This is a genomic window from Streptomyces sp. bgisy159, assembly GCF_965341775.1.
Classification (GTDB): domain Bacteria; phylum Actinomycetota; class Actinomycetes; order Streptomycetales; family Streptomycetaceae; genus Streptomyces.
This window is the reverse complement of the sequence record NZ_CBDQZH010000002.1, coordinates 255,469-268,857: the sequence shown is the minus strand read 5'-3', so window position 1 is coordinate 268,857 and position 13,389 is coordinate 255,469. Positions and strand designations below refer to the sequence as shown.

At 66.8% G+C, this 13,389-nt stretch carries 9 protein-coding genes; all 9 read left to right on the top strand.

All coding sequences use genetic code 11. The features are described 5' to 3' along the window. Positions 1-15 precede the first annotated feature (15 nt). The 9 genes from secE (at position 16) to ACSLTV_RS03270 (ending at position 13,362) form a co-directional block, all read left to right on the top strand. Entirely contained in the window at positions 16-303 is a 288-nt protein-coding gene (gene secE, locus ACSLTV_RS03310; RefSeq protein ID WP_432134235.1) for a preprotein translocase subunit SecE, read from the top strand. An 80-nt stretch (positions 304-383) separates the two neighbouring features. Continuing rightward, positions 384-1,244, top strand: coding sequence for a transcription termination/antitermination protein NusG (nusG, locus tag ACSLTV_RS03305; protein ID WP_432134234.1), 861 nt, complete (start codon positions 384-386; stop codon positions 1,242-1,244). A 199-nt stretch (positions 1,245-1,443) separates the two neighbouring features. Beyond that, the gene (gene rplK / locus ACSLTV_RS03300; protein WP_055493153.1) at positions 1,444-1,878 is read left to right on the top strand and encodes a 50S ribosomal protein L11; all 435 of its coding nucleotides are present in this window, start codon (positions 1,444-1,446) and stop codon (positions 1,876-1,878) included. Positions 1,879-1,973: 95 nt separating this feature from the next. Beyond that, positions 1,974-2,699 (top strand): 50S ribosomal protein L1, encoded by a 726-nt coding sequence (rplA, locus tag ACSLTV_RS03295; protein ID WP_432134218.1) that lies wholly within the window; start codon positions 1,974-1,976, stop codon positions 2,697-2,699. 270 nt (positions 2,700-2,969) lie between these two features. Continuing rightward, positions 2,970-3,992 (top strand): hypothetical protein, encoded by a 1,023-nt coding sequence (locus ACSLTV_RS03290; protein WP_432134217.1) that lies wholly within the window; start codon positions 2,970-2,972, stop codon positions 3,990-3,992. A 305-nt stretch (positions 3,993-4,297) separates the two neighbouring features. Next, positions 4,298-4,828 (top strand): 50S ribosomal protein L10, encoded by a 531-nt coding sequence (gene rplJ / locus ACSLTV_RS03285; RefSeq protein WP_432134216.1) that lies wholly within the window; start codon positions 4,298-4,300, stop codon positions 4,826-4,828. Between the two features lie 106 nt (positions 4,829-4,934). Further along, entirely contained in the window at positions 4,935-5,321 is a 387-nt protein-coding gene (gene rplL / locus ACSLTV_RS03280; RefSeq protein WP_432134405.1) for a 50S ribosomal protein L7/L12, read from the top strand. 542 nt (positions 5,322-5,863) lie between these two features. Further along, positions 5,864-9,349 carry a DNA-directed RNA polymerase subunit beta gene (gene rpoB, locus ACSLTV_RS03275; protein WP_432134215.1) on the top strand — a complete coding sequence of 1,162 codons (3,486 nt, stop codon included), beginning with the start codon at positions 5,864-5,866 and terminating at the stop codon, positions 9,347-9,349. A gap of 98 nt (positions 9,350-9,447) precedes the next feature. Continuing rightward, positions 9,448-13,362, top strand: a complete 3,915-nt coding sequence (locus ACSLTV_RS03270) for a DNA-directed RNA polymerase subunit beta' (RefSeq protein ID WP_432134214.1) — start codon at positions 9,448-9,450, stop codon at positions 13,360-13,362. The last annotated feature ends 27 nt before the right edge of the window (positions 13,363-13,389 follow it).

The following is a 13,389-nucleotide window of genomic DNA, read 5'->3' as shown; positions in this document are numbered from 1 at the left end:
ACCAGGTGAGGACGAATGGCGGACGCCGTGGGCTCGCTCGACACGCCTGATGCCCAGGACGAAGCGCCCGAGAGCAAGAAGAAGACCCGCAAGGGCGGCAAGCGCGCCAAGAAGGGCCCGCTGAAGCGCCTCGCTCTCTTCTACCGCCAGATCGTCGCGGAGCTCCGCAAGGTCGTCTGGCCGTCGCGCAACCAGCTGACGACATACACCACGGTGGTCATCATCTTCGTGGTGATCATGATCGGCCTGGTGACCGTGATTGACTATGGGCTCAGCCACGCCGCCAAGTACGTCTTCGGCTGAGTCGAGAGCGAAGGGCGCCGAGGTATCCGGCGCCCGTTTCGCGTGTTCCACCCCTATGTATCCAGGAAGAAGCAGCCACCGTGTCTGACCAGAACCTGAACGACGCCATCGAGCCCGACGAGCCCGTCGCCGACGAGCTCGACACCGTCGAGGGTGCGGACGAGGAACTGGACGAGGTCGAGGCTGCCGACGTCGAGGCCGAGGCCTCCGACGACGCCGACGAGGTCACCGAGGTCACCGAGGTCGCGGACGACGAGGCCGAGGCCTCCGCCGAAGAGACCGACGAGTCCGAGACCGTCGCCGAGGAGGAGCCGGCCGAGCCCGTCGACCCCGTGGCGGCCCTGCGCGAGGAACTGCGCACCCTGCCCGGCGAGTGGTACGTCATCCACACCTACGCCGGCTACGAGAACCGCGTGAAGACCAACCTGGAGCAGCGCGCCGTCTCGCTGAACGTCGAGGACTACATCTTCCAGGCCGAGGTGCCGCAGGAAGAGGTCGTCCAGATCAAGAACGGCGACCGCAAGACGATCAAGCAGAACAAGCTGCCGGGCTACGTCCTCGTCCGCATGGACCTGACCAACGAGTCCTGGGGCGTCGTCCGCAACACCCCGGGTGTCACCGGCTTCGTGGGCAACGCCTACGACCCCTACCCGCTGACCCTGGACGAGATCGTCAAGATGCTCGCCCCGGAGGCCGAGGAGAAGGCCGCCCGCGAGGCGGCCGAGGCCGAGGGCAAGCCCGCCCCGCAGCGCAAGGTCGAGGTCCAGGTGCTGGACTTCGAGGTCGGCGACTCGGTCACCGTCACCGACGGTCCGTTCGCCACGCTGCAGGCCACGATCAACGAGATCAACGCCGACTCCAAGAAGGTCAAGGGTCTGGTGGAGATCTTCGGGCGCGAGACGCCGGTCGAGCTGTCGTTCGACCAGATCCAGAAGAACTGACGCCTCGGCCACTGAAGCCACCGGTCAGGTCAGACAGGCTCTCGCAGCCGTCTGACCTGCTCGGTTTTTGGCCGCGCGAACCTACCCGTTAGGGTTGTGCGGTTGCCTTCGGGCACGTTGCCTGCGGGCGCGTCGCCTCCGGGCGCGCATGTTGCCTCCGGGCACCAGGAAATCGACAAGAAACGGGAGAGGACCCGACATGCCTCCCAAGAAGAAGAAGGTCACGGGGCTCATCAAGCTCCAGATCCAGGCCGGTGCCGCCAACCCGGCCCCGCCGGTCGGCCCCGCGCTGGGTCAGCACGGCGTGAACATCATGGAGTTCTGCAAGGCCTACAACGCCGCGACCGAGTCGCAGCGCGGCTGGGTCATCCCGGTGGAGATCACGGTCTACGAGGACCGCTCCTTCACCTTCATCACCAAGACGCCGCCGGCCGCGAAGATGATCCTCAAGGCCGCGGGCGTGGAGAAGGGCTCCGGCGAGCCGCACAAGACCAAGGTCGCCAAGATCACCGAGGCGCAGGTCCGCGAGATCGCCCAGACCAAGATGCCCGACCTCAACGCCAACGACCTGGACGCCGCCGCGAAGATCATCGCCGGTACCGCGCGCTCCATGGGCGTCACGGTCGAGGGCTGACCTGGTTCCCACGGGAGCCTCCGTACACCAAGCAGATGTGTGGAAGGGCCTGCTCGGCCCGGACCACAACTCCTAAGAAGACAACAGGAGCAGTAGTGAGCAAGCGCAGCAAGTCTCTCCGCGCTGCGGACGCCAAGGTCGACCGGGAGAAGCTCTACGCCCCGCTCGAGGCCGTCCGTCTCGCCAAGGAGACCTCCACGACCAAGTTCGACGGCACCGTCGAGGTCGCCTTCCGTCTGGGTGTCGACCCGCGTAAGGCCGACCAGATGGTCCGTGGCACCGTGAACCTCCCGCACGGCACCGGTAAGACCGCCCGGGTCCTGGTCTTCGCGACCGGTGACCGTGCCGAGGCCGCGCGTGCCGCGGGCGCCGACATCGTCGGCGCCGACGAACTGATCGACGAGGTGTCGAAGGGCCGTCTGGACTTCGACGCCGTCGTCGCCACCCCGGACCTCATGGGCAAGGTCGGCCGCCTCGGCCGCGTCCTCGGCCCGCGTGGTCTGATGCCGAACCCGAAGACCGGCACCGTCACCCCCGACGTCGCCAAGGCCGTCACCGACATCAAGGGCGGCAAGATCGAGTTCCGCGTCGACAAGCACTCGAACCTGCACTTCATCATCGGCAAGGTGTCGTTCGACGACACCAAGCTGGTGGAGAACTACGGCGCCGCGCTGGAGGAGATCCTCCGTCTGAAGCCGTCCGCCGCCAAGGGCCGCTACATCAAGAAGGCCGCCATCTCCACCACGATGGGCCCCGGCATCCAGCTGGACCCCAACCGCACCCGCAACCTCCTCGTCGAGGAGGACCCGGCCGCGGTCTGAGACCCCGATCGGTGAACGGGCCCCACACCTGGCTTCAGGTGTGGGGCCCGTTTCGCTGTCCACAATTCGGGTGGTCAAGAACGTGGAAAGACGCCACACTTTACTGGCGCGTACACTTCAGCGCGCTCGTCGGCGACCACGTCGGGTACGTGGTCGTCTCCGCGCCGCCCGGGTGGGGGACACGGCGGACTTCGCGCAGCCGACACCCACGGCCCGGAAGCCGGGCCGGACAGAGCCTCATACAGGCGTGACACAGCGGGGGGAACCCACATGAACAGAGCGACCAGGATCGGCGCGGCGGCCGGGACGGTCCTGCTGCTCACCGGCGCGGTGGCGTGCGGCAGCGAGAAGGCCGAGGGCGGGCAGCGGACCGCCGCGCAGGCCCTCACCGCGGCCTTCGAGAAGACCAGCGACGCCAAGTCCGCCAAGATCTCGATGACGATGTCCATGCCGAAGTCCATGGAGGACGGCGGCGAGGTGACCATGACCGGGGTCATGGGCTGGGACCCGTCGGTCATGGACGTGACCATGGAGGGCTCCGGCCTGGCGAGCGAGCCGGGCGGCCCGGAGAAGGTCCGCATGATCATGCGGGACGACGTCATGTACATGGACCTGGGGGACGCCGCCGCCCAGGAGCTGGACATGGACGGCAAGCACTGGCTGAAGATGGACTTCGGCGCCATCGCCGAGAAGTCCGGCAACGAGAAGCTCGCCAAGGCCATGAGCGGCGGCATGGGCGAGATGAACCAGGACCCGGCAAAGCAGCTGGCCCTGCTCCTGGAGTCGCCGAACCTCAAGCACGTCGGCAGCGAGAAGATCGACGGCGTGACGGCCGACCACTACAAGGGCACGCTGTCCGTCAAGGAGATGCTGAACGCCAACAAGTCGCTCGACGTCCTCGACGCCGACGACCGCAAGGAACTGCTCGCCAACGTCGAGAAGTCCGGCATCAAGGGCTACGACACCGACGTCTGGGTCAACGAGGACGACCTGCCGGTGCGCATGGACGTCGGCATCGACAGCCCCGAGGGCACCGTCACCATGAGCATGCGGTTCTCCGACTACGGTGCGAAGGCCGAGGTCACCGTTCCGCCGGCCGGTGAGACCGTCGACTTCATGAAGATGATGGAGGACATGCAGGCCGCGATGAGCGGCGAGGGCATGGACGAGGGGGAGCTGGGCGAGCCGGACATCGACCTGGAGAACCTGGAGAACATGGACGACCTGGGGGACCCGGAGCCGGGTGACGCGGCCTTCGACGAGTCCGCGTCCGACGAGGCGATCCTGGGCTAGCGGCCGGCGTCGGCCGCCGGGCCCGGCGGCCGATTTGCCTGACTGCGGCCCGGTCCTTTAATCTCCTACAGAAGCCAAAGACCGCTGGTCGTTGCCGCGTGCTCGTACGAGGGCGCGGTGGCCGAAGGATCCGCTGAAAAGTGGGCGACCCGCGCAGGTGACAGTGGAAGAACTCCCGGAGTGCACGCCCTGGCGTGTGTACGGCCGGTCGAGTCCGCCCCGTGCGCCTGCGCCGGGGCGTTTCGTTTCCCCAGTCCTCCTTCGGGTCCGCGCGGTCCGAATCACCCGGAAGGAGGCCGAGGCTCATGGCGAGGCCTGACAAGGTCGATGCCGTCGAGGAGATGACGGACAAGTTCCGCACCTCCAACGGCGCCGTCATTACCGCGTACACCGGTCTCACCGTTGCGCAGCTCCAGAAGCTGCGTCGTTCACTCGGTGAGAACGCTCAGTACCGTGTGGCGAAGAACACGCTGACCAAGATTGCGGCCAATGAGGCCGGGATCACCACGATCGACGACCTCTTCACGGGTTCGTCGGCCGTCGCCTTCGTGACCGGTGACCCGGTCGAGGCGGCGAAGGGTCTCCGTGACTTCGCCAAGGACAACCCGAATCTCGTCATCAAGGGCGGTTTCCTTGACGGCAAGGCGCTGTCCGCCGACGAGATCAAGAAGCTTGCGGACCTCGAGTCCCGCGAGGTTCTGCTCGCCAAGCTGGCGGGCGCCATGAAGGGCAAGCAGACGCAGGCTGCTCAGGTCCTCCAGGCGCTCCCGTCGAAGCTCGTCCGCACCGTGGACGCGCTTCGCGCCAAGCAGGACGAGCAGGGCGGTGCCGAGTAATTCGGCTCGCATCATGACCATCGCCTGAGGCGGCGGTCGTAGCGGGCCAACGTACGCCCGCCACTCATGTACATCCGGCACCTGCCGAATTAGTGGAAGGAAAGCCATCGTGGCTCTCACCCAGGACGAACTGCTCGCCGAGTTCGAGGGCATGACCCTCATCCAGCTCTCCGAGTTCGTGAAGGCGTTCGAGGAGAAGTTCGACGTCACCGCCGCCGCTGCCGCGCCGGTCGTCGTCGCCGGCCAGGGCGGCGGCGCTGCCGCCGAGGCCCCGGAGGAGAAGGACGAGTTCGACGTCGTCCTCACCGGCGCCGGCGAGAAGAAGATCCAGGTCATCAAGGTCGTGCGTGAGCTGACCTCCCTGGGCCTGAAGGAGGCCAAGGACCTGGTGGACGGCACCCCGAAGCCGGTCCTCGAGAAGGTCAACAAGGAGGCCGCCGACAAGGCCGCCGAGGCCCTCAAGGGCGCCGGCGCCTCCGTCGAGGTCAAGTAAGACCTCAAACAGCCCCTGAGGCTGTAACGCTGTAGCGCTGAAGAGCGATCATCCATCTGGGTGGTCGCTCTTCGGCGTTGCCGGGGGTGCGGCCTCGGTTTCCTTGCGTCCGGGTCGGCCGGGGGTATGGTGATCTTCGTCGTGTCTCCGGACGCCCCTGGCAGGGGCCGGGGGGCCTTGACGAACCGCACGCAGCGCGCAATTCTCAGGACGCGTCGTCACAACGGTCCGAATCCGAGGCATGGATCGACGGCGAAGAGGGCAGTATCAACGTGCGTTGAGGGCAGCGCCTTGTCGCAGATGTTGAGAGAAGAACAATGAGGGCCGACGAGGGTCTCGAAAACCCGCACTGGACATCAGTGTGCCAAGTGGCTACACTGACCCTTTGCGCTGCCTGTTAGCTGTCCCCTGCCCGTCACCAGGGGTCTGCCCTCACTTCAGCATCGACGATGGAAACTCCCTCACCTGGGATCTCTGTCTCTGTGCACCGGTGAGGGGCCGGGGAGCGCGTAGTGAGTCCGAGCCCTCGGAAGGACCCCCTCTTGGCCGCCTCGCGCACCGCCTCGACCGCGAATACGAACAACGGCGCCAGCACCGCCCCGCTGCGCATCTCCTTTGCAAAGATCAAGGAGCCTCTCGAGGTTCCGAACCTGCTCGCGCTGCAGACCGAGAGCTTCGACTGGCTGCTCGGCAACACCGCCTGGCAGAGTCGGGTCGAGGCGGCTCTGGAGTCCGGTCAGGACGTCCCCACCAAGTCCGGTCTGGAGGAGATCTTCGAGGAGATCTCCCCGATCGAGGACTTCTCCGGGTCGATGTCGCTGACGTTCCGCGACCACCGCTTCGAGCCCCCGAAGAACAGCATCGACGAGTGCAAGGAGCGCGACTTCACGTACGCGGCTCCGCTCTTCGTCACGGCCGAGTTCACGAACAACGAGACCGGCGAGATCAAGTCCCAGACGGTCTTCATGGGCGACTTCCCGCTCATGACCAACAAGGGCACCTTCGTCATCAACGGCACCGAGCGTGTCGTCGTGTCCCAGCTGGTCCGTTCGCCGGGTGTCTACTTCGACTCCTCCATCGACAAGACCTCCGACAAGGACATCTTCTCCGCCAAGATCATCCCGTCCCGGGGTGCCTGGCTGGAGATGGAGATCGACAAGCGCGACATGGTCGGTGTCCGCATCGACCGCAAGCGCAAGCAGTCCGTCACCGTCCTCCTGAAGGCGCTCGGCTGGACCACCGAGCAGATCCTGGAGGAGTTCGGCGAGTACGAGTCCATGCGCGCCACCCTGGAGAAGGACCACACCCAGGGCCAGGACGACGCGCTGCTCGACATCTACCGCAAGCTGCGTCCGGGCGAGCCCCCCACCCGTGAGGCCGCGCAGACGCTGCTGGAGAACCTCTACTTCAACCCCAAGCGCTACGACCTGGCCAAGGTCGGCCGCTACAAGGTCAACAAGAAGCTGGGCGCGGACGCCCCGCTGGACGCCGGCATCCTGACCGTCGAGGACATCATCTCGACGATCAAGTACCTGGTGAAGCTGCACGCGGGCGAGACCGAGACGGTCGGCGACAGCGGTACGAACATCGTCGTCGAGACCGACGACATCGACCACTTCGGCAACCGCCGTCTGCGCAGCGTCGGCGAGCTCATCCAGAACCAGGTCCGCACGGGTCTGGCGCGTATGGAGCGTGTCGTCCGCGAGCGGATGACGACCCAGGACGTCGAGGCGATCACGCCGCAGACCCTGATCAACATCCGGCCGGTCGTCGCCTCCATCAAGGAGTTCTTCGGCACCAGCCAGCTGTCGCAGTTCATGGACCAGAACAACCCGCTGTCCGGGCTGACGCACAAGCGTCGTCTGTCCGCGCTCGGCCCGGGTGGTCTGTCCCGTGAGCGGGCCGGCTTCGAGGTCCGCGACGTGCACCCCTCGCACTACGGCCGCATGTGCCCGATCGAGACCCCCGAAGGCCCGAACATCGGTCTGATCGGCTCGCTCGCCACCTACGGCCGGGTCAACGCGTTCGGTTTCGTCGAGACCCCGTACCGCAAGGTCGTCGACGGCCAGGTCACCGACGAGGTGAACTACCTGACCGCCGACGAGGAGGACCGCTTCGTCATCGCGCAGGCCAACGCGCCGCTCACGGCCGACATGCGCTTCGAGGAGGCCCGCGTCCTGGTCCGCCGCCGCGGCGGCGAGGTCGACTACGTCGCCCCCGAGGACGTGGACTACATGGACGTCTCGCCGCGCCAGATGGTGTCGGTCGCGACCGCCATGATCCCCTTCCTGGAGCACGACGACGCCAACCGCGCCCTCATGGGCGCGAACATGATGCGCCAGGCCGTTCCGCTCATCAAGTCCGAGGCGCCGCTCGTCGGCACCGGCATGGAGTACCGCTCCGCGGTCGACGCCGGCGACGTGGTCAAGGCCGAGAAGGACGGTGTGGTCCAGGAGGTCTCCGCGGACTACATCACCACCGCCAACGACGACGGCACGTACATCACGTACCGCCTGGCCAAGTTCTCCCGGTCCAACCAGGGCACCTCGGTCAACCAGAAGGTCATCGTCAACGAGGGTGACCGGATCATCACCGGCCAGGTGCTGGCCGACGGTCCGGCCACCGAGAACGGCGAGATGGCGCTCGGCAAGAACCTGCTGGTCGCGTTCATGCCGTGGGAGGGTCACAACTACGAGGACGCGATCATCCTGTCGCAGCGCCTCGTGCAGGACGACGTCCTCTCCTCGATCCACATCGAGGAGCACGAGGTCGACGCCCGTGACACCAAGCTCGGCCCGGAGGAGATCACCCGGGACATCCCGAACGTCTCCGAGGAGGTCCTCGCCGACCTCGACGAGCGCGGCATCATCCGCATCGGTGCCGAGGTCATCGCCGGCGACATCCTCGTCGGCAAGGTCACGCCCAAGGGCGAGACCGAGCTGACCCCCGAGGAGCGCCTGCTCCGCGCGATCTTCGGTGAGAAGGCCCGCGAGGTCCGCGACACCTCGCTGAAGGTGCCGCACGGCGAGACCGGCAAGGTCATCGGCGTGCGCGTCTTCGACCGCGAGGAGGGCGACGAGCTTCCCCCCGGTGTCAACCAGCTGGTGCGCGTCTACGTCGCGCAGAAGCGCAAGATCACCGACGGTGACAAGCTCGCCGGCCGCCACGGCAACAAGGGCGTCATCTCCAAGATCCTGCCGATCGAGGACATGCCGTTCCTGGAGGACGGCACCCCGGTCGACATCATCCTCAACCCGCTGGGCGTGCCGTCCCGAATGAACCCGGGACAGGTCCTGGAGATCCACCTCGGCTGGCTCGCCAGCCGCGGCTGGGACGTCTCCGGCCTCGCCGACGAGTGGGCGCAGCGCCTCCAGGTCATCGGCGCCGACTCGGTCGCCCCGGGCACCAACGTGGCCACCCCGGTCTTCGACGGTGCGCGCGAGGACGAGCTGGCGGGTCTGCTGCAGCACACCATCCCGAACCGCGACGGCGAGCGCATGGTGCTCCCGTCCGGCAAGGCGCGGCTGTTCGACGGCCGCTCCGGTGAGCCGTTCCCGGACCCGATCTCGGTCGGCTTCATGTACATCCTGAAGCTGCACCACCTGGTCGACGACAAGCTGCACGCCCGTTCGACCGGCCCGTACTCCATGATCACCCAGCAGCCGCTGGGTGGTAAGGCCCAGTTCGGTGGCCAGCGCTTCGGTGAGATGGAGGTGTGGGCGCTGGAGGCGTACGGCGCCGCCTACGCCCTGCAGGAGCTCCTGACCATCAAGTCCGACGACGTCACGGGCCGCGTGAAGGTCTACGAGGCCATCGTCAAGGGCGAGAACATCCCCGAGCCCGGCATCCCCGAGTCCTTCAAGGTGCTCATCAAGGAGATGCAGTCGCTCTGCCTGAACGTGGAGGTGCTGTCCAGCGACGGTATGTCCATCGAGATGCGTGACACCGACGAGGACGTCTTCCGCGCTGCGGAGGAGCTCGGCATCGACCTGTCCCGGCGCGAGCCGAGCAGCGTCGAAGAGGTCTGACGGGAGTCCGGCGGGCCCTGCACCCACCAGGGCCCGCCGACCCCCAGGCCCCCGTTTCAGACCACAGACTTCACAACCCTGAGAGGGATTGACGCATAGTGCTCGACGTCAACTTCTTCGACGAGCTCCGGATCGGTCTGGCCACCGCTGACGACATCCGTCAGTGGAGCCACGGCGAGGTCAAGAAGCCGGAGACCATCAACTACCGCACGCTCAAGCCCGAGAAGGACGGACTCTTCTGCGAGAAGATCTTCGGTCCGACCCGGGACTGGGAGTGCTACTGCGGCAAGTACAAGCGCGTCCGCTTCAAGGGCATCATCTGCGAGCGCTGTGGCGTCGAGGTCACCCGCGCCAAGGTGCGCCGTGAGCGGATGGGCCACATCGAGCTGGCCGCGCCCGTCACGCACATCTGGTACTTCAAGGGCGTTCCGTCGCGGCTGGGCTACCTGCTCGACCTCGCCCCGAAGGACCTGGAGAAGGTCATCTACTTCGCGGCGTACATGATCACGTACGTCGACGAGGAGCGCCGCACCCGCGACCTGCCCTCCCTGGAGGCGCACGTCTCGGTCGAGCGGCAGCAGATCGAGAACCGCCGGGACGCCGACCTGGAGGCCCGGGCCAAGAAGCTCGAGACCGACCTGGCCGAGCTGGAGGCCGAGGGCGCCAAGGCCGACGTGCGCCGCAAGGTGCGCGAGGGCGCCGAGCGCGAGATGAAGCAGCTGCGCGACCGCGCGCAGCGCGAGATCGACCGCCTCGACGAGGTGTGGACCCGCTTCAAGAACCTCAAGGTCCAGGACCTGGAGGGCGACGAGCTCCTCTACCGCGAGCTGCGTGACCGCTTCGGCACGTACTTCGACGGTTCGATGGGTGCCGCGGCGCTGCAGAAGCGCCTGGAGTCCTTCGACCTCGACGAGGAGGCCGAGCGCCTCCGCGAGATCATCCGTACCGGCAAGGGCCAGAAGAAGACCCGTGCGCTCAAGCGCCTGAAGGTCGTCTCGGCGTTCCTGCAGACCAGCAACAGCCCCAAGGGCATGGTGCTCGACTGCGTGCCGGTCATCCCGCCGGACCTGCGTCCGATGGTGCAGCTGGACGGTGGCCGCTTCGCGACCTCCGACCTGAACGACCTGTACCGCCGTGTGATCAACCGGAACAACCGTCTGAAGCGGCTGCTCGACCTCGGTGCGCCCGAGATCATCGTGAACAACGAGAAGCGCATGCTTCAGGAGGCCGTCGACGCGCTGTTCGACAACGGCCGCCGTGGTCGCCCGGTCACCGGTCCCGGCAACCGCCCGCTGAAGTCCCTCAGCGACATGCTGAAGGGCAAGCAGGGCCGCTTCCGTCAGAACCTGCTCGGCAAGCGCGTCGACTACTCGGCGCGTTCCGTGATCGTCGTCGGCCCGCAGCTGAAGCTGCACCAGTGCGGTCTGCCGAAGGCGATGGCGCTGGAGCTGTTCAAGCCGTTCGTGATGAAGCGCCTGGTCGACCTGAACCACGCGCAGAACATCAAGAGCGCCAAGCGCATGGTCGAGCGCGGCCGCACGGTCGTGTACGACGTGCTGGAAGAGGTCATCGCGGAGCACCCGGTTCTGCTGAACCGTGCGCCCACGCTGCACCGCCTCGGCATCCAGGCCTTCGAGCCGCAGCTGGTCGAGGGCAAGGCCATCCAGATCCACCCGCTCGTCTGCACCGCGTTCAACGCGGACTTCGACGGTGACCAGATGGCCGTGCACCTGCCGCTGTCCGCGGAGGCGCAGGCCGAGGCCCGCATCCTGATGCTGTCCTCGAACAACATCCTCAAGCCGGCCGACGGCCGTCCGGTGACGATGCCGACCCAGGACATGGTCCTCGGTCTGTTCTTCCTCACCACCGACGGCGAGATGCGCGACATCAAGGGCGAGGGCCGGTCCTTCGCGTCCGTCGCCGAGGCGATCATGGCGTTCGACGCGGGCGAGCTGTCGCTGCAGGCGCCGATCGACATCCGCTTCCCGGTGGGCACCATCCCGCCGCGCGGCTGGACGCCGCCGGCCGGAGAGGAAGGCGACGACCGGGTCGCGGCGGGGGAGTGGCAGCTGGGTGACAGCTTCCGGCTGAAGACCACGCTGGGCCGTGCGCTCTTCAACGAGCTGCTGCCCGAGGACTACCCGTTCGTCGACTACGAGGTCGGCAAGAAGCAGCTCTCCGAGATCGTCAACGACCTCGCCGAGCGCTACCCGAAGGTCATCGTGGCGGCGACGCTCGACAACCTGAAGGCGGCCGGCTTCTACTGGGCCACCCGTTCCGGTGTCACCGTCGCCATCTCCGACGTCGTCGTCCCCGAGGCGAAGAAGGAGATCGTCCGCGGCTACGAGGCGCAGGACGAGAAGGTCCAGAAGCAGTACGAGCGCGGTCTGATCACCAAGGACGAGCGCACGCAGGAACTCATCGCGATCTGGACCAAGGCGACCAACGAGGTCGCCGAGGCGATGAACGACAACTTCCCGAAGACCAACCCGATCTTCATGATGGTGAACTCGGGCGCACGAGGCAACATGATGCAGATGCGTCAGATCGCCGGTATGCGTGGTCTGGTGTCGAACGCGAAGAACGAGACGATCCCGCGTCCGATCAAGGCGTCGTTCCGTGAGGGCCTGTCCGTGCTGGAGTACTTCATCTCCACGCACGGTGCCCGTAAGGGTCTGGCGGACACCGCTCTGCGGACCGCCGACTCGGGTTACCTCACCCGTCGTCTGGTCGACGTCTCCCAGGACGTCATCATCCGCGAGGAGGACTGCGGCACCGAGCGCGGTCTGCGCCTCCAGATCGCGGAGGTCGGCGCCGACGGCGTGCTGCGCAAGGCGGACGACGTCGAGACGTCCGTGTACGCGCGCTGCCTCGCCGAGGACATCGTGGTCGACGGCCGTGTGCTGGCCCCGGCCGGCACCGACCTCGGTGACGTGCTCATCGACGAGCTGGTCAAGCACGGTGTCGCGGAGGTCAAGACCCGCTCGGTCCTGACCTGCGAGTCCGCCGTCGGCACCTGCGCCATGTGCTACGGCCGCTCGCTGGCCACCGGCAAGCTGGTGGACATCGGTGAGGCGGTCGGCATCATCGCCGCCCAGTCCATCGGTGAGCCCGGCACCCAGCTGACGATGCGTACCTTCCACACCGGTGGTGTGGCCGGTGACGACATCACCCAGGGTCTGCCGCGTGTCGTCGAGCTCTTCGAGGCCCGTACCCCGAAGGGTGTCGCCCCGATCTCCGAGGCCTCCGGCCGCGTGCGGATCGAGGAGACCGAGAAGACCAAGAAGATCGTCGTCACCCCGGACGACGGCAGCGACGAGACGGCGTACCCGATCTCGAAGCGTGCCCGACTCCTGGTCAGCGAGGGCGAGCACGTCGAGGTGGGCCAGAAGCTCACCGTGGGTGCCACCAACCCGCACGACGTGCTGCGCATCCTGGGCCAGCGTGCCGTCCAGGTCCACCTGGTCGGCGAGGTCCAGAAGGTCTACAACTCGCAGGGTGTGTCGATCCACGACAAGCACATCGAGATCATCATCCGGCAGATGCTGCGCCGCGTGACGATCATCGAGTCCGGCGACGCCGAGCTGCTGCCCGGTGAGCTGGTCGAGCGCTCGAAGTTCGAGACCGAGAACCGTCGTGTGGTCCAGGAAGGCGGTCACCCGGCCTCGGGTCGTCCGCAGCTGATGGGTATCACCAAGGCCTCGCTGGCGACGGAGTCCTGGCTGTCGGCCGCCTCCTTCCAGGAGACGACCCGAGTCCTGACGGACGCGGCGATCAACGCCAAGTCCGACAGCCTCATCGGCCTCAAGGAGAACGTCATCATCGGTAAGCTCATCCCGGCCGGTACGGGTCTGTCCCGCTACCGCAACATCCGGGTGGAGCCGACCGAGGAGGCCAAGGCCGCGATGTACTCGGCCGTCGGCTACGACGACATCGACTACTCGCCGTTCGGCACCGGCTCCGGCCAGGCCGTTCCGCTGGAGGACTACGACTACGGTCCGTACAACCAGTGAGTGGTTGAACTGAGTTGAAGGGCGGTC

Excerpts from the sequence above, each read along its gene's own strand:
- secE (WP_432134235.1), top strand. The coding sequence starts at position 16 with ATGGCGGACGCCGTGGGCTCGCTCGACACGCCTGATGCCCAGGACGAA.
- rplK (WP_055493153.1), top strand. The coding sequence starts at position 1,444 with ATGCCTCCCAAGAAGAAGAAGGTCACGGGGCTCATCAAGCTCCAGATC.
- ACSLTV_RS03290 (WP_432134217.1), top strand. The coding sequence starts at position 2,970 with ATGAACAGAGCGACCAGGATCGGCGCGGCGGCCGGGACGGTCCTGCTG.
- rplJ (WP_432134216.1), top strand. The coding sequence starts at position 4,298 with ATGGCGAGGCCTGACAAGGTCGATGCCGTCGAGGAGATGACGGACAAG.